The organism is Moraxella sp. FZFQ2102, assembly GCF_024137865.1.
Classification (GTDB): domain Bacteria; phylum Pseudomonadota; class Gammaproteobacteria; order Pseudomonadales; family Moraxellaceae; genus Moraxella.
The window spans coordinates 316,603-337,505 of sequence record NZ_CP099960.1 but is presented as its reverse complement, the minus strand read 5'-3'; the positions used below and the strand labels follow the sequence as shown (position 1 = coordinate 337,505).

The 20,903-nt window shown below is 42.9% G+C and carries 11 protein-coding genes and 1 pseudogene; 8 read left to right on the top strand and 4 right to left on the bottom strand.

The annotated features are described in order from the left end of the window. Positions 1-56: 56 nt before the first annotated feature. Positions 57-224 carry a hemin uptake protein HemP gene (gene hemP / locus NGM44_RS01585; RefSeq protein ID WP_253223941.1) on the bottom strand — a complete coding sequence of 56 codons (168 nt, stop codon included), beginning with the start codon at positions 222-224 and terminating at the stop codon, positions 57-59. 230 nt (positions 225-454) lie between these two features. On the opposite strand from hemP, the gene NGM44_RS01580 reads away from it, so the two are divergent. Both NGM44_RS01580 and NGM44_RS01575 read left to right on the top strand, forming a co-directional pair. Further along, a complete protein-coding gene (locus tag NGM44_RS01580; protein WP_253223940.1) occupies positions 455-1,486 on the top strand; it encodes an NUDIX domain-containing protein in 1,032 nt (343 codons plus the stop codon). A gap of 250 nt (positions 1,487-1,736) precedes the next feature. Further along, positions 1,737-3,089 carry a glyceraldehyde-3-phosphate dehydrogenase gene (locus tag NGM44_RS01575; RefSeq protein WP_253223939.1) on the top strand — a complete coding sequence of 451 codons (1,353 nt, stop codon included), beginning with the start codon at positions 1,737-1,739 and terminating at the stop codon, positions 3,087-3,089. 420 nt (positions 3,090-3,509) lie between these two features. Here the strand turns inward: NGM44_RS01575 and NGM44_RS01570 are convergent. From NGM44_RS01570 to NGM44_RS01560, 3 genes and pseudogenes are all read right to left on the bottom strand, one after another. Beyond that, a pseudogene (locus NGM44_RS01570) lies at positions 3,510-4,346 on the bottom strand (ShlB/FhaC/HecB family hemolysin secretion/activation protein); the annotation flags it as partial. A gap of 87 nt (positions 4,347-4,433) precedes the next feature. Beyond that, a complete protein-coding gene (locus NGM44_RS01565) occupies positions 4,434-5,087 on the bottom strand; it encodes an IS1595 family transposase (protein WP_253223938.1) in 654 nt (217 codons plus the stop codon). Between the two features lie 26 nt (positions 5,088-5,113). Beyond that, positions 5,114-6,157: a ShlB/FhaC/HecB family hemolysin secretion/activation protein gene (locus NGM44_RS01560; protein ID WP_253223937.1), complete on the bottom strand. Its 1,044-nt coding sequence runs from the start codon at positions 6,155-6,157 to the stop codon at positions 5,114-5,116. A gap of 376 nt (positions 6,158-6,533) precedes the next feature. Here NGM44_RS01560 and NGM44_RS01555 point away from each other — a divergent pair, with 376 nt between their 5' ends. From NGM44_RS01555 to NGM44_RS01530, 6 genes are all read left to right on the top strand, one after another. Next, a complete protein-coding gene (locus NGM44_RS01555; protein WP_253223936.1) occupies positions 6,534-16,130 on the top strand; it encodes a hemagglutinin repeat-containing protein in 9,597 nt (3,198 codons plus the stop codon). Between the two features lie 10 nt (positions 16,131-16,140). Then, positions 16,141-16,476 (top strand): hypothetical protein, encoded by a 336-nt coding sequence (locus NGM44_RS01550; RefSeq protein WP_253223935.1) that lies wholly within the window; start codon positions 16,141-16,143, stop codon positions 16,474-16,476. 375 nt (positions 16,477-16,851) lie between these two features. Further along, entirely contained in the window at positions 16,852-16,995 is a 144-nt protein-coding gene (locus tag NGM44_RS01545; protein ID WP_253223934.1) for a hypothetical protein, read from the top strand. A gap of 768 nt (positions 16,996-17,763) precedes the next feature. Next, positions 17,764-19,401 carry an IS21 family transposase gene (gene istA, locus NGM44_RS01540; RefSeq protein ID WP_253223933.1) on the top strand — a complete coding sequence of 546 codons (1,638 nt, stop codon included), beginning with the start codon at positions 17,764-17,766 and terminating at the stop codon, positions 19,399-19,401. A 5-nt stretch (positions 19,402-19,406) separates the two neighbouring features. After that, positions 19,407-20,150, top strand: coding sequence for an IS21-like element helper ATPase IstB (gene istB / locus NGM44_RS01535; protein ID WP_253223932.1), 744 nt, complete (start codon positions 19,407-19,409; stop codon positions 20,148-20,150). Positions 20,151-20,237: 87 nt separating this feature from the next. Next, on the top strand, positions 20,238-20,849 hold the full coding sequence (locus NGM44_RS01530) for a hypothetical protein (RefSeq protein WP_253223931.1): 612 nt from the start codon (positions 20,238-20,240) through the stop codon (positions 20,847-20,849). The last annotated feature ends 54 nt before the right edge of the window (positions 20,850-20,903 follow it).

Here is a 20,903-nt window from a genome sequence, read left to right as displayed (position 1 = left end):
ACCGCCCATGCAAGCAGTGCTTTTTAAGTTGGAGAAAGTTTATATAAATCAAATGGTTATTTGGTCAAGATCAAGCGATTGTTGCGCGTCAAACGCAAGCGATATTCTTCACCCTGATGTTCGATACGCACTTCCTTGGTCATGGCGAACAGATTTTGTGAATACAGCGTCGGCAAATGGCTGTGCGTGCGATTGCTAAAATAACGCGCGATAGAGATAGTCATGGCAAATTTCCTTGTGTACGGGGATTGGGTATTTTCCCAAGCCGAAAAGCTAAACTAAAACTGCTGCTGATTAAGCAGATTCTTGCGATTGTTCATGATAAATCTTATCAAACAATAATAATTATCATTTTTGTTTATGATAGCAGATTTTTGATAAATTGCAAATCCAAATTGCCATTATTGAGAAAATTTATCAAAAAAGTCTATAACTTATTGAATTTAAAGTATTTATGAAATTGCAAAATCCCCACACTAACCCAATTATCCGTGTCGCAGTGGCAGTCATTCGCCATAAGGATGAGTTTTTGCTTGCGATGCGCAAGGCTCATCAGCACCAAGGCGGTAAGCTTGAATTTGTCGGCGGCAAGATTGAACAGAGCGAATCAGCACCATCAGCACTCATCCGCGAAGTGCAAGAAGAGATTGGCTTGGATTTGCAAACCGACCAGTTGGTTCGTTTTGGCGTTATTCGTCATGATTATCCTGATAAATCTGTTGAGCTGCATATTTATCAAGCGAATTTAAATAATCATCAATACCAAGAGTTTCGACATCGCACACATGGCACAGAAGGGCAAAGTTTGCATTGGCTTGGATTATCAGAATTATTAGCAAGTGCTGATAGGCTGCCTAAGGCAAATGTTCGGATTATAGATTGGTTATCCATGCCATCACAGATCATCATTTCACACGCATTAGCGCACTTTGCAGGTATTGATGAATTTATTAATTATTATGTAGATAAGCTACCAAATCATGCATGGTTTTATCTGCGACCACAGGCTGATCTTGTGACCACCATGCAGATTTATCGCGCGATGAGAAGTAAGCGCGCTGATGTGCAGATGATTGCCGGTGATGGGCTGTACCGCGCTTATCAAGATGAGATGGCAGGCGTGGTGGTGAAAATATCTGCTAAGACTTTGGCGCAATGTGAAGATGTGGCGTTTGGCTTAACACAAGATATACCACAAGACATACCACAAGATGTGCGATTGCTACTGGGTGTGCATGATGAAGTAGAAGTGCAGCGCGCTAATCGCTTGGCGGTTAACGCGCGCGTACTGGCTGGCTTAGTCTCGCCTGTGCTGCCGACTTTAAGCCATCCTGATGCGCCTGCACTGAGTTGGGATGGTTTTGAAAAATTGGCAAGTCAATTAAGTATGCCTGCGATCGCCCTAGGTGGGTTATCCTTGTGTGATAATATCACCGCAAAACAGCACGGCGCGATCGCCATCAGCGGTATTCGTGGCTTTTTATAAATTATTTTAAATTGTATGAAAATATTATCTAAATAAAAGCAGAAATTTTGCATAAATTTCAAGCAAATCAATACTTTATCACATAGTTTATATAAATACTGCCATTTTATAAATAAATTAAAATTGCGAAAACGGTTATTTTGTTTTACAATCATCTAGATTTGGAAATTTCGCGGTCGATTTTTGTATATTTTGGAATTATATAACAAAATCGGTGATTTTAACTATATTTTTACAACAAGGTGGTCGTATGTCTGCTAATTTGTACCAATCTCATTTGGCAACTCGCCAAGCCCAAGAAGCAACCGCAGCCAAGCTTATTGCAGCGTTAAGCTTGTTGGCAGCAAAAGATGTAACCGTATCGTTCTTTGGTGAGCGTGTGGCATTGTCTGTTGCCAAGGTGTTGGCACTGCATGATCAGCACGGCGTGGATGTGGCTGCATCATTGGCACTAGCAGAAAGCTTGGTTGCACAGGGTACGGCGACTACTCGTATTGACCTAGGTCAAGCCATCAAAGCAGGTAAGTCAGCAGCAGATTTCGCTCAAGGCACAGCAGCGGCGACAGATGTCGTACTGTATGGCTTTGGCCGTATCGGTCGTATCCTAGCGCGTCTATTGATGAGCCGTCCTGCATCATCAGCAGGCCTACAACTAAAAGCCATCGTCGTGCGTCCAGCAGGTGAAGGCGACCTTGCCAAGCGTGCAAGCTTACTAGAGCGTGACTCAGTACATGGTTGGTTTGATGGTAGCGTGAGCATCGATGAAGCCAATAACGGTATCATCGCCAATGGCCGCTTTATCCAAGTCATCTATGCAGCTGACCCAAGCGAAATCGACTACACCGCTTATGGTATTGATAATGCACTGGTCATCGACAACACTGGTAAATGGAAAGATGAAGCAGGTCTAGGAAAGCACCTAGCCTCAAAAGGCGTAGCAAAAGTACTACTAACCGCACCCGCCAAAGGCGACATCAAAAATGTGGTCTATGGTGTGAACCATGCCACCATCGGCGATGACAAAATCGTCTCAGCAGCCAGCTGCACCACCAACGCCATCACCCCAACACTAAAAGTACTACACGATGCCTTTGGTGTGGTCAATGGTCATATGGAAACGGTTCACGCTTTCACCAATGACCAAAACCTAGTGGATAACCACCACAAAGCCGACCGCCGTGGCCGTGCTGCACCGCTGAACATGGTGATGACTTCTACTGGCGCGGCATCTGCTGTCTCAAAAGCCATCCCAGAGCTAAAAGGCAAGCTATCAGGCAATGCCATCCGTGTACCGACACCAAATGTCTCATTGGCAATCTTGAACCTGAACTTCGAAAAAGAAGTCGGCACCGCTGATGATCTCAATGCCTTTATGAAAGCTGTCGCCCAAAGCGAACAATGGCAAGAGCAAATCAACTACTCAGATTCACCAGAAGCAGTCTCAACGGACTTCGTCGGTTCTGAAAAAGTGGCGATTTTTGATGCCAAAGCAACCATCGCCAATGGCAATCGTGCGACTATGTACATCTGGTACGATAACGAAATGGGCTATAGCACCCAAGTTATCCGTGTCGCTGAAGAAATGGCAGGCGTGCGTTACTAATCGCTTAATTGCTAATTAACAAAAACCACCAAATGGCTAAAGCTGTTTGGTGGTTTTTAAATAAATACAGTTTTTTTATAAGCGATACGTGTGCCGCAATAATACAATGAGCTAATAAATTGTTTATAATTTGAGCAAATAAAATGAATTTTATGAAAGCTTATTGAAATTATCCTAAATGGCGTGCTAATATAATTCAAGTTTTTTTCTAAACCAATATAGGAGAATTATCATGAATAAAATGAAGTTTAATTCAATTTCTGCTACATTGTGCATATTCCACTCCAAATGATCACCCATTCCACTTTTCACGTGACCACTTATTCCACTCTTGTTTGACCACCCATAAAAAAACCACCAGTCAAGCCAATTTGCTCAACTGATGGTTTTCTGATTGATTGGTTTGATGTCAACTTGCTTTTAAAAACTCACCCCCAAACTTACACCACTGACCCAATCTTTGTTTGAAAAACCCGTGGGTTCACTGATTGCTTTTGAGGTGAAAATGTCGTAATTAAAACTTAGATAGGGGTTATTTGTATTTGGTGTGTATTGTCCTTTGATACCTATGGCAGCACCTACTAAGTGTTGTCCAAGTAATAGCTCATTTTGGCTCTTGTCGTGGTTGGTGACGTAGCCTGCGTCCAATCCTAGATAAATGGCATGATTGGATTGGCTGTTTGCTTTTTGCTGATTTAAAAAGCTTGGATAAAAGCTGATGTCTTGTCTTACCAAGATACCATTATCCGCAGATAATGAACGCTCCCCATCAAAGCCTCTGACGGTGTATCTGCCACCAATGGCCATCTTTAAATCTGGTGTTAGACTGTCTGTGGCATATTGGGCTTTGAGTGTGGTGCTGTGGATGATGGGCAGTGGTTTATTGTTAATACTTGGGTTGTATTTACTTGTTAGATTGGCGTTTAATTGATAAATGCCAACACGGGCTGAACCTTCATCAAACAGCTCTTCTGGTGAGGGTAAGGCATTAAAAGCAGCGGTACCACGTTTATAAGACATATCAGTGCTTAGGCTATGATTGGCTTGTTTGCCAAAAGCAGTTTCATGGCTGATGCCAAATAAATAACCTGCGGTTTTACGGGTTTGTACATCAATGATTGTGCCATCAATATCACTTTCTTGGGATTTGACATAACCACCAGCATATACATAGCTTTTGCTATGAGCATCTCTGTGTACCAGATGAGACAGCTTGGCGCTGTACCCACTGGATTTACCACCATAGATATAATCTTGGGTGCTACCTGCTACGGTTTGATGATAGGTGTAGCGATTGGCAGTTAGTTGTAATAAACTATTTTTGGGGCTGTACTAGATAAATCCCTAAACCCCACACCATTTTCTTAACAATCTTAATTGATTGGATGGTGTGCCATAGTTAAATCTAAACTCGCATTCTTTGATAAATAAATGAAAATGCTTTTTGTCAATACCGTTATATTTTCTTAGAATGCGTTTGGATTGCGACCAAAAGTTTTCAATGCCGTTAATATGATTATGATTGTTTGCAAATTCTTTGGAATGATTAATTCTAAAGTGTTTAAAATCACTCACATCTAAAGCATTATAACTTCGATAGCTATCTGTATAAACCACGCTATCAGGTTTGATTTTACTGGCAATAATAGGCATTAATGTCTTAGCTTTGGTATCTTTAACACAGGCAGTATAAACCTTACCATTGCGTTTTAAAAGACCAAATACGGCAACTTTGCCAGCAGCAGCACGCCCACGCTTGCCTTTACGAATGCCACCGAAATAGCTTTCATCCAATTCTACTTCACCGTCAAATAATTCACAAGCTTCAAGGTTTAAGCGATATTCAATCACCAAGCGAATTTTATGATAAAACAAAGCAGCTGAATTATGATGTATCTCTAACAAATCAGCAGCTGATCTTGCGGTGACTTCAAGCACAAAAAATTCAAGCAGTTTAACTTGAACTTTTTTACTTAATTTACAACGGGTTATCTTCATAAAACTAGTATAGCATTGTTGCTAATCTAGTACAGCCCCCTATTTTTTATTGGAATAACGTAGCCAATGCCATAATTCTTAGAGCCTTTGCTCTTATCAGACGGATAGTCTTTGTCATCATTGATTTGATTACCCAAATCTCGCCCAAAGCTAAGATAGAATAAATCGTTTAAATTTGCCAAATTATCTACACTAAGCGTTGCCACGCCTTGATATTTCCCTGTAGATTTAGAGCCTGAATCATCAATGCTTAGACTGCCACGAATGCGGCGGTGTTGAGTATAATCAATTAAAATATCACTAAAGCCAATGCCAATCACTTGTAACTCATCAGACGGTGCAATCTTAAAAGTAGCATCAGCACTTGGCACGCGTTTAAAATTCTCAAGCGTGGTTTCTAAATCACGGATGTTTAATAGCTTGCCTGGTTGTGTGGTGAGTGCTGTGTCTAAGATAACAGGATAAGACTGATTGGCTGTGTCTTTGACTGTGTTTTTAACATAGACAGGCACTTTACTATCCGCTGTATTCACCACCACCTGAGCAATCTTACCTGGGATTAGGGTTAATCTTAGCTCACCATCCGCCAAATTCTGATCACCTACCATAATACGACTGGTGACATAGCCTTGTTCAATTAAGCGGTTTTGCACACGAGTGGCAATGGCATTGATGTCAGTGACTGTCATACACTTACCCAATACACTGCTGCCGCCCATGATTTCAGGCACAAGTGCAAAGCCAAGCTTGTCGGCAAAGACAATATCATCCTGTGATAACACCGAATAACCCATCTTATGAATATCAAAGCAAATGGCGTTATCTGCTGTTGGTTGTTCTTGGGTTTGGGTGGTGGTATCAGTGGAAACTGTATCCACCACCACGCTTGGATTTGGCACCAATTGCTCTAGCAATGCCTGATTGCGAGCATCTTGAGCTTGGATTAGGGTTTGGTTGGTGGTGTTGGTGGTCAAGAAATCATCCGCCGCTTGTGCGGTATTGATTGGTGGGATAACTCCTAAAGCAATCCAAGTGGTTAGGGTTAACGGGTTTAAACAAAAGCGTGTCATGGTCATCCATTGATGGTTTAAAGTTACTAGATTGTAACTATTCATCCCAATGATTGCAAGTGCTATTTGTGTAGTTTTTTATCATGATAAAATTTGATATGGGCTTTTAGGCTGATTGATTGGTTACATGGTACACCAAATTAATCCTAATGATTTTCAATAGGATACAATGTATCCTTTTTTACACCACTCCGCCTTTCATCGAAAATGCCATATTCTACCACTTAACAATAAGTAATATACTTCTTCTTGTTATCACAAATAATCTGTGCTAATATCCTGATAATCTTTCTGCTTTGTTGCTGTAAATTGGCAATTTGGCGGATGAAATTGAGTTAGATTGGATATAAACTTGGAATAAAAGGTGGGGTTTGCCATGAACCGTTTTTGTTATCGTGTGATCTTTAGTAAAAGTCTTGGAAGACTTGTGGTGGTTTCTGAAAAGACAAGAACGCAAGGCAAATCTGACAACCCAAGCGTGGGTGGTAGCACAACATCATCGTCAAGATGGGGTTTGGGCTTTGGCTTAAAAACTCTTTCATTATCGCTTCTTCTTAGCCTAGGCTTGACAGCCCATGCCAACACCCCCACCACCATCATTGCAGATAAATCCGCCAATAAAGCCTTACAGCCGATTGTATTAAATACCGCAAGTGGTGTTGTGTCTGTTAATATCGCCACCCCTAATGCTCGTGGCTTATCCAATAACCATTACAGCCAGTTTGATGTCGGTAGTACAGGTGCTGTATTAAATAACAACCGTAAAGCAGTGGGTACCCAGATCGCAGGCTTTGTGGCAGCCAACCCCTATATGGCTCGTGGGGAAGCTTCTACCATCTTAAACCAGGTTAATTCCAATAATCCAAGCCATTTGGGTGGCTTTATTGAAGTGGCAGGTAAAAAGGCGGATGTAATCATTGCCAATCCATCAGGCTTAGTAATCAATGGTGCTGGGTTTATCAATGCTGGCAATGTGCATCTGGCAGCAGCAAACAGCCAGGTCAATCAAGGACAAGTAACAGGTTATGAAGTTGGCACAGGTCATATTGCCACCCATGGCAAATTAAACCTACAAGGCACGGATTATGCCACACTCATTGCCAAGACTGCCCAAATCAATGATGAGATTTATGCAGGCAAACAACTTGATGTTATCCTGGGTGAAAATCAGGTCAGCCTACAAGATGGCAACTTCAATCAGTTATCAGCCGTTCATCAAAACAATGGTGTCAGCAGCACCAACCAAACAGGTACCGCCCCAACACTGGCATTAGATATCTCAAATCTTGGCGGAATGTATGCAGGTAAAATCCATCTGATTGGTACGGATAAAGGCTTTGGGGTTAATAACCAAGGGGTCATCACAGCAACTGGCAAGGGACAACCGCTTGGCACAGGTACACTCACCTTGGACAGTCAAGGCAATCTTGTTAATACTGGTAAAATCCTAGCCAAAGATGCTGTCGCCATCAACACCCATGATAACACTGCTCAAAACGACGGCACCCTGTTAAGTGAACAAGCTGATATTGCTATTAGCACAGCCAAACTCAATAACGCAGGCATCATTCACAGCACCCAAACTGCCAAGATTGCAGCCAAACAAGCGATTGAAAACCTTGGCAGTGTCTATGGCGGTGTTTTGCAAGTTCATACGGATAAGCTTGATAACACCGGTCAGCTTATCCAAACTGGTACAGGCAAGCTTGATATCACCACCGATACACTGATCAACACTGATAAAGCGGTTATCGGTCAAAGTCTGTATGGGCAAACCACTGTACCTACACCTTCTACCCCAAGTAGCGATCAAAGTGCTGGCAGTATTAGCAGTGAGCTGGCAGATAATACAGCAGGCAGTACAGGTAATGTGGGGACAGACCTACAGCCACCTGCTTTAAGTGACTCTGGTGCAAACGCACAAACCAAACCCATCCCAACTGCTCGTGGTCATATCATTGCTGCCAACAGTATTCACAACACAGGCGATCAAGCACTCATCACCGCCACAGGTGATATTGGTATCAGTGCTAATCAAACCAGTAACACCAAGCAAGCATCGATTGATGTACAAAGCCTAAATACCAACACCCTTGTCAATACCGACAGTAAAATCGCCTTAGATGATATCAACTGGCAATTAACTCGCTTTGATAACAGCAAAGGCAGTATCACTGCCAGAAATGGCATGGTGATTGACAGTGGTTCTGATATGATCAATACAGGTGGTCAATTATCTGCTACTGATACTGTGGCGCTATCTGCTGTTGGCGTGCTTGATAATACCCAAGGGGTGATTACAAGTGGTGGTGATACTGCTATCAGTGCTGATGGTGTGAATAATCAGGCTGGTACTATCATGAGTACTGGCAATGTATCCGTTGCCAGCAAAGATAAGTTAACTAATGATAAAGGCGTCATCTCTGCACAAGCTAATACCACATTGAGCGTTGGGACAGCATTGAGCAATCATGATGGCAATATCTTTGGTAATCAACACCTAACCACCCATAGCCAAGATTTGACAAACAGCGGTCAGGTTTATGGGGGTAAAAGCACCACCCTGACTGCTTTACAGACCCTAAGCAACAGTCAAACAGGACTGATTGCCAGCGGTGGTGATACCACCATCAGTGCTCATACCATCACTCATGCCGGCAGCATCATCGCTGGCATGGACCGTGAAGGCAAATTAGGACAGCCTGCCAATCTTAGCATCCAAAGCACAGGCAATCTAGTCAGCACAGGCACACACATTGCCACCCAAGCGATGGTGATGACAGGCAACATGCTTGACTTAAGCGACAGCCATAGTGAAGCGGTCAATATCAACCTAAATAGCCAAACTGATGTCAATACCACCAATGCTACCGCCATTGCTGCTGATACACTACACATCAGCACGCCTGGTCAGCTCAATAACACCCAAGGGCAATTGTCCGCCAAACAGCTAGTGTTTGATGGCAGTAAACTCATCAACCATCAAGGCAATATCAGTCATAGCGGTACACAGGCGCTGACATTAAGCTTCAATCAAGGTCTGGACAACAGCCAAGGCAGTATCAGCAGTAACAGCCAGGTACTTGATATCAACACAGGTACAGCCGCTTTAAACAACCAACAAGGCAGTATTGCTCATACAGGCAGTACGCTTACTGTGAGTACGCAGCATCTAGGTAACCATCAAGGCAAGCTACTTAGCACTGGTAATCAAAGTCTTACGGTGGCTACAGATATTAATAACTCTGAAGGCATCATTCAAGCAGATGCTTTAGCAATCAGTGCTCAAAGTATCAATAACCACCAAGGCAAGCTACTTAGCACTGCCAATCAGTCTTTGAGCACTCAAGATGACATCAATAACCACCAAGGCATCATTCAAGCAAGCGGCTTTACTATGGATGCCAAAGCACTTAACAACCATCAAGGCAGCGTATTTGCTACTGATGAAACAGCACAAAGCCGCATTGCGTTAACTGGCAATTTAAGTAACACCAATGGCAATAGCAATGTTAATGCCAATGCCGATACACAAGCCGCCACCATTACCACACTGGGCGCTTTGGCCATCAGTGTCAACACGTTGGATAATACAGGACAAATCAGCACCAAAACCTTAACTGTAGATGCTAATACCATCAACAATAGCGGTAGCATCAGCAGTCAAGAAGCAACCAGTATTCATGCTAAGGATGCACTGAACAACCGTGCGACAGGCAGTCTGTATGCAGGTACGGATTTGACACTACGCAGCCAAGGACACCTCAGCCATCATGGTAACGCCTTGGTGGGCAATCGTTTTAGCGCCACTGCTGCCACGCTTGATTTGACTGACTCACACAATGAAGCAGACAGCATCAGCTATGACTCCCAAGGGGATATCACCCATCACACCGCCACAAGCTTGGCTGCACAAAACATCCGCATCAACAATGCCCAAGGCGTTTTAAGCAATCAAGCGGGCAATCTGACAGCTAAAACCGTAGATATCCATACTGGATCTTTACAAAATGGTGGGGTTATCACCGCCAAAGAACTGACGATTAGCCAAACTAAGGATTATACACATACCAGTGATGATACCTTAACTGCTGATACGCTGACATTCACCACTCAAGGCAACTTTAGCAATCAGCACAGCTTTGGGGCAACAGACAGCCTGACGCTCACAGCAGCCAGCATCCACAACCACCAAGATGCCACCATTACAAGCGGCAATCACACACAGATTACCAGCCAAACAAACATCACAAACCAAGGCTTAATTAATGGTGATACGACCATTGTGAAAGCCACAAATACCATCAACAATCTTGCTGGTGGCCGTATCTATGGCACACATCTTGCCATCCAAGCTGACACGCTGAATAATACGCCAGCAAAAGCTGCCAACCAACAAACCAATCAAGAAAATGACCATCATACAAGCCCTGTGATTGCCGCAAGAGAGCGTCTGGACATTGGTGTTAACACCCTAAACAACAACCCCAACCCTGACAGAGCAGGCAAATTCAACGAAGATTTCGACAATCAAGCTTTAATCACAAGTCTTGGCAGTCTGCACATTGGCGGCAGTCTAGATGACAACCATCACGCCACAGGCAAAGCACAGACGGTGGTCAATAAAGGTGCGACGATTGAATCAGCAGGACAGATGCAGGTTAGCACCAAAACTTTGCTAAACACCAATGCTGACTTTAAAAAGCATACGGTTAAGGTAGAAGCAGAATCTGTTTATGAACAAACGCTTTACCGTGCTCACAAACAAGCGGACACCATCCCCACCGCCCAAAAAAGCACTGATGTTGCTGATTTGGGCAACAAGCCAATGGCGGGTTTATTTGACTGCCCTGAAGGTAGTGAGTGTATTGTCAATTATGATTATGACTCTACAATTTGGTCGTACTTTAACATTGCAGCACCAGCTGAGCCTGCACCAGTCATTGCTGTCGAAAACCGCTTGGATGAGCCTGACTTGCCAGAGAATGAAACCGCTGAAAGTTGTGCGTTGGCAGAGGCAAGCAACCAAGCTTGCACACAGTATAATGAAGCATTGGCCAATTATACCAAGGTCATGGGTCCTTTATTAAAATGGGAAGAGGACAATGCCGCTGCCATTGAATCATTAGAACTGGCTATCAGGGAGTATAATCGCCAATTTACCACAAATAAAAGCGATGTTGATTTAGCCCTAAATATCTACACCACCGGTGAAGCAAAACTTGGACCAACCAGCAAAAAAGGTGCGCCAGATGGTGCTTTGTATGTCAAAGACGCCAATGGTAATTTCCACTTTGTTACCGAAGAGGTAGATGTCATTACTACTGACTTTGTCGTCTATGAAGATAAAACCCTAGCTTCTGACCCAGCTCGTATGGTAGCAGGACAAAATCTTGTCATACATGGCGACACTCTGATTAATGATAAAAGCCAAATGAATGCAGGCGCAGGCTTTGCAGTGATTGGCGATACTGTCATTCAAACACCTGACAATGGCTTGCATGGTGAAAAAACCAAAGTCACTGAAAATGGTCGCTTTACCCGATATAGCGTATTTCCCTCGGGAATTAACCGCCACAAGCGCAGAGCAATTGGTGGTGGTAGCTTTACGCAATCCTTTGCACCACTAGCAACGTATGAGCTCCCCATCTTAAACGCCACCATCAACAAAACCCCATCGGTCATGACAATTGACCAATCAGCCCTAGCCAGTGGTGATGTGGAGACGGTGCTTGCTGCCCTAAAAGCCAATCAAGCTGCTTTATCCCTTGATGCTCAGCAACAGCTATCAAAGCTACTTGCTGACAAAGAGCAAGGACAAGCTGTTGATGAAGCAATCTTATCAGAGTTGACCAAAGCATTGTCTCAAAGCGTTGATGCCAAACCAGCCTCTGTGATAAGTTCAGGCCTATCACAGCTGACTATCCCTAGCTCAGCCTTATACATCATCAATGCCGACGACCCCAACTTACCACTGGTTCAAACTGACCCTGCGTTCACCGATTACAAACAGTGGCTATCGTCTGATTATATGCTAAAAGCACTACAATCAGACCCAAATCACATCCACAAACGCTTATCTGATGGTTATGGTGAACAAGAGCGTATTAAAGATCAGTACTATCTACTGACAGGCAGACATATCAATACCGATTACCGCAGTAACGAAGAAGCCTACAAAACCTTAATGGATAATGGCATCACGGCAGCCAAAGCCTTCGGCTACACGCTTGGCACCGCACTCACCGCCGAGCAGATGGCAAACTTAACCACTGACATCGTTTGGCTGGTTAAACAGCCTATTACCTATACCACCAAAGACAAAGATGGCAATAGCATCACCAAAACCCAAGATGTTCTGGTACCCAAGCTGTATCTGCGTTCTGCCAATATCGCTACAGGTGCGCTTACTCCTGATGGTAGATATGCTGCCATGTCTAGCAAAAGCATGGATATACAGCTGACTGGCAATTTGGATAACAATGGCAATCTTGTCGCCCATAACGCTGTCAATATTGATGCCAACACCATCACCAATACCAATCGTATCCAAGGTGAGTTTGTTGCCATCACTGCTGCCAAAGATATTAATAATTTAGGTGGGGCGCTTGCTGCCAACGCTGCCATGACGCTAAGTGCTGGCAATAACATCACCAGCCAAAGCCAAACTACTGCCCATCACAATAAACAAGGGCAAAGCACTTCATCCAACACCGCCATCACACGCATCGCCACCATCCGTGTGGGAGATGGATTAAAAGACCAAACAGATGACAATGGCAATCCATTGACCACGCTTAGCGTCCAAGCGGGTAACTATGTCCTAAACCAAGGTAGCAATATCCATAGCGGCGGTAATACCCAAATCACCGCCCAAAACGGCATCAACATCACAGCCCTCACCACAAGCAATCACATCAATGCTGTCGCTGATCCCAATAACTACTTTAACTACAGCCAAAGCACCGATGTGGGTTCAACCATCACCAGTGCTGGCAATCTAACGATAGCCACAACAGGTAAAGGGGCTGGTATTAACATTCAAGGCTCACATCTAAATGCCACTAGCACCACAGCACTGATTGCCACAGGCGATATCAGCATCACTGAAGGCCGTGCTACCCAAAGCCTGGATACCGCAAGTAAATTCACCGACAAAGGCTTATTAAGCAAAAAGACCACCCAAACCGCCTATCAGATGGATAGCAATAGCGGTATTCAAAGTATGGTGGGTGGTGAGACTGTACTGATGAAATCAGGTGGGGATATGCAGATTGTGGCAACAAAAGTCTTGGCGGACCGTGATGTAACTTTGGTGTCTGATGGCAAGATCTCTATTGATGCTGGGGTGAATCATCAAACCATCCATCAGCAAAGTGCTGTCAAAAAATCTGGATTGGTAGATATTAGTCCAACCAGTGTAACTATTGGTCGCCAAACCACAGATCAAACCAATAAGGCTGAGTTGAAAACACATACAGGCTCAACAGTTGCAGCGCTAGGCGGTGATGTTACCATTGTCGCAAATCAATCCTATCAGCAAACGGGCAGTGATGTCCTAGCCTTCAAACCTGATAACACAAACGCTCAGACCATTCAGGAGCGAACTGCATCAGAAGGTGGTAATGTTGATATCTTTGCACGCTCAATTAATGTGGAGAATGCCACTGATTCACAAACCACCACCAATGACTTTAGGTTCAAGCAAAGTGGTGTGAGCGTTTCCATCAGCAACCCTGTCGTTGACTTGGGTATGCAGGCATACAACATGTATCAAGCAGCTGAGCAAACAGATGATGAACGTTCCAAGAGACTAGCGGCATTATCCGTCGCCGGTGATGGTTGGATGACCTGGTCTGAATATCAGGAACAAAAGACGCAAGTCAATAATCCAAACAGGGGTGAAAAAGGTAATAATACACTGACTGATTTTAAGGTCGCCGCAACCATTGGTTCGCAGTCCAGCCAAGCTAACTCAATCAGTTACCAAGAATCCAATAAAGCCTCAAGTGTCAAAGCAGAAAATATTACATTGCATGCGTTTGGCGATAATGATGGCGATATAAACATTGTTGGTAGCCAAGTGATATCCAAGGATAACACTTCTCTATTGGCCAACAATGACATCAATATCTTATCTAGTACACAGCTAAAATATAGCGACAGTGATAATAAAAACCATAGCGCCGGTGTTGGTGCTTATGTCAGTGTTGGTGCAGACACCAGCTTTGGCTTTACAGCCTCAGGTGGTGTTGGTCGTGGCAATACTGACTCTAACGGTGAAACACAAACAAACAGCCAAGTTTTGGCAGGAAATCTGCTGATCTTGGATAGTGCTAATGATACCAATATCAAGGGCGCTACTGCCAAAGCTGAACAAGTGATTGCTCGTGCAGGCGGCGATCTAAACATCCACAGTCGGTCAGATAACTATCAGCTTGAAGGTAAGCAGCGTCAATATGGTGGCTCAATTAATGTGAGTCTTGGTGCTAAAATGCCTGTTAGTGGTAGTGTAAGTGCAGAGCTAGGCGACAGCCAAGTCAATTACCAGGCTGTGCGTGAACAAAGTGGCATCTACGCTGGTAAAGGCGGTTTTGATATTGCTGTTGGTGGCAATACAGATCTTTTGGGTGCTGTGATTGCCTCCGACGCCACGCGTGACAAAAACAGGCTTACAACCACTGCCTTTAGCTCTGCTAACATCACCAATATCAGTGAAGCAGAAAGCACCGTGAAAAGCTATGGAATCGATAGCCAGGCATTCTCGGGTAACTTCTACCCACTAGCCAAGACAATAATTGCCAATACGGTAGGCAATCAAGGTAGCGATGTCAATCATCATGAGACAAGTCAGACCATCAGCGCCATTGCAGACGGTGAGCTGGTTGCTAAAGATACGGACTCGCAAGCACGCCTCAATACCATCAGTCATGACACGGCGAATGCGCATCGATATATCGCACCTGCCAATATTGATGAGATGATGGCGGATGCCAAGGCGCAGCAGTTCATCAAAGATGCGACTGTTGACACCTTGTTTAAATACAGCGATGAAGCTCATCGTAAGATGTTTATCGCAGAAGCACCTCTATATCGTGTCACCAAAGACGAAAAAGGCAATTTTGTTTACACTCAAATTGAGGGAGAAGAAAAGAAAAACTTGCTTAGTGAGAAAGACACTTCACCGCGCGTTTTCACCAACGGTATCTTTAATGGCATTGAAGCAGCAGGCAAATATGCGATACAAAACCGCAGAGAAAAGGATAATGAGAAAGTGGGCAAAGAGATTGATTTGAATGAAACTCCGATTTATTTCGTCCATTTCCCAAAAACCAACAATTTTATATCGGAGATGATGGTTGCTGCCTACCAAAAATATCTAGAAAGTGATACACTGGGCTTAACCAATGCCACCCAAGAAATCAAATCCATCATCAAAGAGCGTGGCTCTGAAAGCCTGCAAATCGATGGGCATAGTCGTGGTACACTCACCATCACCAATGCCTATTCATCATTACTCAATGATGGCGATGCTGGCAAATACAGCAACCTACGCACCGACATGGTCGGTGCTGCTGCCAATGTCAAAAATGCAGACGACAAACTGGCAGAGCTACAAGGTAGAAATGGTGAAGTGCTTAGCACTGACCCTATGAATGACACAGCGCAATTTAAGCCCGCTTACACAGAAGCTGAAAAATCAGACATGAGCATTCATGTGCAAGGACATAAATCTGATTTTGTTCACACGGTCATTGGATGGAATAAGCCGACAGGTGGCAATAACTCCGAAGGCACCTCAACCATTCGTGAGTGGAAAAATATGATTGGTAATCCAGCTACGGTGCATAGTTGTTATGGGGTAGGGAATGCTGACTGTGGTGATAAAAAATACTGGAATACTGAGGTGTCAAATGAGAACAACTTACCAGTATGGGTACCAGTTTACAAACCCAGCTTAAACAATGAATAAAGGAGTTATCATGAGAATTATCATCGTTTCAGTTCTTTTGCTTATGCTTTTTGGATGTTCAACACTTGGTGAATATTCTTTTGGATATCCGTTTGCTTGGAAGCAGTGGACATACAACAATAAAAAACCGACAACCACCAAACGGCAAAAGCTTGTTGAAAATAACATGCTAAGCTGTGGATTCTCTAGTTCAAAAGATAACACGGAGATGCGTGCTAATGATATAAATAATTATATCAGAGCTAGCCAATGTATGGAATCTCGTGGTTTCAAGCATTTGATTTACCCAAAAGGCATTTGTACTCATGAGGTGTATCAAAACCAAATGGCTTGTGCTAAAGATTGATAATTGCTGCTTCCGTATGCATGATGCACGGTGCAAGGCAGTTAAACCGTAGTTGTTAAACTCAAGTACAGGCGGTACAACCAAGCCAAATAATGTTTTGGGAGTTATCAAAGAAGCTGGTAGAAGTATTTTAGGTAAAGAAACTACCGCTCATAACTGTTATGGGTGGGAACTGACGATTGTAAACAGCAGGGCTTGCTTGAAAACGGTAAGCCAATGAAATGGGAGCCTGTCTACAAATCAGAACAAGATACCACACCAACTACACCACAAAACCCTAGTTTGTGTACAAACTCATCATCTACCGATAAGCAAAAGTGTAATAACACCAACTAGACTTGTAAATCTAGTTAGTCAGTCATAAGGAGACAAGCCATGAAAATTTTAATTATGCTTACAAGCATCTTATTAATCACTGGTTGTTTGCCAAGAGCCATGCAGCCGCCACCTTATGCATGGGAGATGTTTTATAAAAATAAAAAAATGACACTTCCTTTCAGGTTGTTGCAGATGATATGAAAAAATGTGGTTTTAATAACACTTCAAATAATACAGCTTACATGACGGAAGACGCTTACATACGAGCAAATCAATGCATGGAAAAATTGGGTTATAAACATAGCGGCCCGTTAAAAGGAGGTGTTTGTACCCATGAACTCTATATTAATCAACCTGCATGCAAGGTTTATTGATATAGCGAGAATAGAGCTTGATATTGATAGGGGTTGTTTGAAAATAGTTGGCCGGTACACAGCCACCATCTTTTCGATGGTGGTTTTTTGTTTTTTTTGATCAAGCGGTTTAGGGATACATAGTAACCTCGTGTTTAATTATATAGTTTATTTAATAATTAAAAAACTCATTATACATCAGTAGCTAAGGAATTTTGGGTTAAGATCATGGGTTACTATGTATCCTTAGTAATTTTATGTGTTTTTGAGTTTAAATTATTTAAACTAATATAAATTAATTTTACCCTTTATTTACTTAACGCTTTGTGCTAATATTCAAAAGAACTATGGTTTATTACAGAGCCGCATTGATGCTTGGCTTTGATTGATTTTTTTTCAGATAGAAAAACAAGGAGCTCGCCATGACTTAGTTATAAAACAGTGATGGATACACAGCAAAAACGCCACCAACTGCAATTGGTAGCGTTTTTATGATGAAGTTGTCTGAAGCGACAGTTTCATTATCCCAAACAGTGTTTGACTTGTCAAGCCCTGTTGGGGCTTTTGTATCCTTAAAAAAGCGAATTTATGTATTAATTAATTCTAAGGATATGTAATGAAACTCCCTATAAAGAAGATTCAAAACATCATCAGACAGTTGGCACTTGGTATGAGCAATCGTGCAATCGGTCGTCAATTGATGATTTCTGCCAATACAGCACGCAAAGTACGACGGCTATGTGAGCAAAGCTATGATGGTCAGGTAGATTATGAGCATTTGCTTAGCTTGGATGAGTTAAAATTGCGTGAGAAGCTTGGCTTGGCAGTCTCAAACAATGCTCGCACTTTGCATCAAATCAAACCCCATCCAGACTGGCAGTACATCCATGAACAGATGCACAGACCCAATGTCACGTTAGAGCGACTATGGCAGGAATTCCGACAGGCTCATCCAGACGGTATTTCATATTCGCAATTTTGTAAGGCCTACGCCAAACACAAAAAATCCTTAAAACTCTCACAAAGACAACATTATACCGCAGGCGACATGGCGCAAGTGGACTTTTGCGGGAGTGTCATATCCATTTATGATGCCAAGGCAGGCAGTGTCACGATATCGGCACAAATCTTTGTCGGCGTATTGCCAGCTTCAGGGTTGATATTTTGTACTGCCGTTGCTTCACAAGGCGTTGAAGACTGGCAACTGTGTCATATCCGTATGTTTGAGTATTTTGGTGGCGTGCCATTAAAACTGGTGACAGACAACCTAAAATCAGCGGTCATCAAAAATAATCGAGAGACAATAATCATCAATGCATCATTTGCAGAGCTTGCCAATCACTACCAATTCATTGTCTTACCCACTAGAGCTAGAAAGCCACAGGATAAGAGCATGGTTGAGCTTGCTGTTAAGGCTGTACAGCAAAATATCTTGGCAATGATGCGAGACCGTAGATTTTTTAGCTTAGACGAGCTCAATCGTGCCATAGAAGCACCGCTAGAGCAACTCAACAACAAAATCACCAAAACCTACCCTAAGGGGCGGCGACACAACTTTGATGCGTTTGAAAAAATGCATCTAAACCCTTTGCCTACACAAGCATATGAGGTGTGTCATTGGCAATACGACCTGCGCGTGAGCGAGTTTTATACCGTTACTATCAATCAAGCAGAGTATTCTGTACCCCATGCCTTAATCGGTAGTCGAGTGGATGCTAAAATCACCTGCTCTACAGTGTATCTTTATCACCATGGTATTTGTGTTGCAACACATCGTAAGCTTGCCAGTGGCAGTAGTATCTTGTTTGAGCATATGCCCAAAAACCATCAGCTGTCTCAGCAGATGCAACCAGAAGCCTTATTGCACTGGGCGGCGCAGGTGGGTCATTATACCCACTTATCCATCGATAATTATTTGCACAATCATCGCAATTATGCCAGTAATCTTAAAAAGCTCAATCAGCTTAAGCGTTATTTGATAGATAATAACCTTTCTTACAATCTGATTGAGCAAGGATTTGTATATGCGCATGAATGTCGGATTACACAGATTGACAGAGTGATTAATCTGTTTAAACAAAGAGCATATCTTAAAAGCGGGTTCTCTGGCACATCACATAGCACTGCCCTGGATGCGATGGATGATACATCCAAGCTGGGCGTCGGTCACAAAGCCCAGACTCATGATAATCTGCGAGGTGCGGGTTATTATGCCGATATTATGCCTTACAATCATGAATTTAAATTGGACTAATGCCCATGTTAAAACAACAGATTATTGAGCAATTAAGAAGTTTGAAACTCAGCCATATGGCACGCTATTTTGATAACCATTATGCACGTATGATAAAACAGCAAATGAATCCAATGCAGATTATGGATGAGTTATTAACCTGCGAAATCACTGCTAGGCGCAATAATACAATCAAAAAGCTGATCAAAGCTGCAAAATTCTGCTACCCCAACGCATCCATTGAATCAATGCATCACGGCTATGCTGGTAAAACAGCACAAATTGATTATTTATTTGATGATTATTGGATTGGTGAGTGTGCAGCTGTTGCCATACTGGGTGCCACAGGCACTGGTAAGACTTGGCTTGCGTGCGCTTTGGGCAACCAAGCATGCAGAAATTTTAAAAAAGTATTATTTATTAGTGCACACGAGCTGTTTGAGGATATCAGCTTGTCGCAAATGGATGGTACTTTGCTTAAAACCCAACAAAAATATGCCAAGGCACAAGTGCTTATCATTGATGATTTTGGTGTTGGTGGCATACCAGCAAATGTTTGTACGGCGCTTTTAAGCATCATTGAGAAGCAATCCTTTGTCGGTGGCTTGATTATCACAAGCCAGTATCCAATTGAAACTTGGCATGGTTTATTTCAAGATAAAACTTTGGCAGATGCCATTTTGGATAGAATTGTGCATCGAGCACATCGAGTGCAATTACAGGGGGAATCATTAAGAAAACGACACACCACTCGTAAGCATACAAAATAATCAACATGACCGGTAGATGAACAATTTGCCGGTCATGTTATATGAGAATACCTGATCACAACGAATGCGAGTATATGGGCACGATAAATGAGAATGGGCGGGCATTTAGGAGGAGAGTTTGCAACATTGATTCTGTCATCTGTTTTGATGCTACCAAATGCGACTCATGCAAATTTTTTGGATAAATTAAATAAGGGGCTTGGAAAGGTTGGTCAGGTTTTAGGTGCTGTGAGTGGCACAGCTTCCACTACACAGGCTGCAAGCAAAAGTTCTGATAGTGTATTCGCAGATGCAACTGATGAGCAGGTTGAGCAAATTGTTAAAGTTGCTATGACTCGCTCTGGCGTTCCTGAAGTGGATAAAAGTTTGGATGAGGCTAAAGAAAATATCGCTCAAATGATGCTATTGGCGTCCTGTTCAGATAATTGGAATCTTAATTTTGGTGCTATTCAATCGCCTGATGAGCAAATGATGGGTTGGAAGGGTGTTTTGTCTAGAATGCCACACCATCCAAAAGATCGCTGTGCAACTGCACAAAGCATGGGTGGATTCAAAAAACCCGCTCAAAATATTTTAGAATTTAAAGTTATTTATTCGTCAATGATTTCAGGCGAAGCAAGTACTTGCCAAGTGAGATTGCGTGACCAGTATGGCACAGGTAATTGGCTGGTTGCAGGTCATGCTTGCGGATGGAATTAAAATTAAACAATATGTGATGAGGTGAAAAATCTCTCCTTTGTTTGTTTTATAATG

Excerpts from the sequence above, each read along its gene's own strand:
- NGM44_RS01560 (WP_253223937.1), bottom strand. The coding sequence starts at position 6,157 with ATGACACGCTTTTGTTTAAACCCGTTAACCCTAACCACTTGGATTGCT.
- NGM44_RS01555 (WP_253223936.1), top strand. The coding sequence starts at position 6,534 with ATGAACCGTTTTTGTTATCGTGTGATCTTTAGTAAAAGTCTTGGAAGA.
- hemP (WP_253223941.1), bottom strand. The coding sequence starts at position 224 with ATGACTATCTCTATCGCGCGTTATTTTAGCAATCGCACGCACAGCCAT.
- NGM44_RS01575 (WP_253223939.1), top strand. The coding sequence starts at position 1,737 with ATGTCTGCTAATTTGTACCAATCTCATTTGGCAACTCGCCAAGCCCAA.
- istB (WP_253223932.1), top strand. The coding sequence starts at position 19,407 with ATGTTAAAACAACAGATTATTGAGCAATTAAGAAGTTTGAAACTCAGC.
- NGM44_RS01550 (WP_253223935.1), top strand. The coding sequence starts at position 16,141 with ATGAGAATTATCATCGTTTCAGTTCTTTTGCTTATGCTTTTTGGATGT.
- istA (WP_253223933.1), top strand. The coding sequence starts at position 17,764 with ATGAAACTCCCTATAAAGAAGATTCAAAACATCATCAGACAGTTGGCA.
- NGM44_RS01580 (WP_253223940.1), top strand. The coding sequence starts at position 455 with ATGAAATTGCAAAATCCCCACACTAACCCAATTATCCGTGTCGCAGTG.
- NGM44_RS01530 (WP_253223931.1), top strand. The coding sequence starts at position 20,238 with ATGAGAATGGGCGGGCATTTAGGAGGAGAGTTTGCAACATTGATTCTG.
- NGM44_RS01565 (WP_253223938.1), bottom strand. The coding sequence starts at position 5,087 with ATGAAGATAACCCGTTGTAAATTAAGTAAAAAAGTTCAAGTTAAACTG.
- NGM44_RS01545 (WP_253223934.1), top strand. The coding sequence starts at position 16,852 with ATGAAAATTTTAATTATGCTTACAAGCATCTTATTAATCACTGGTTGT.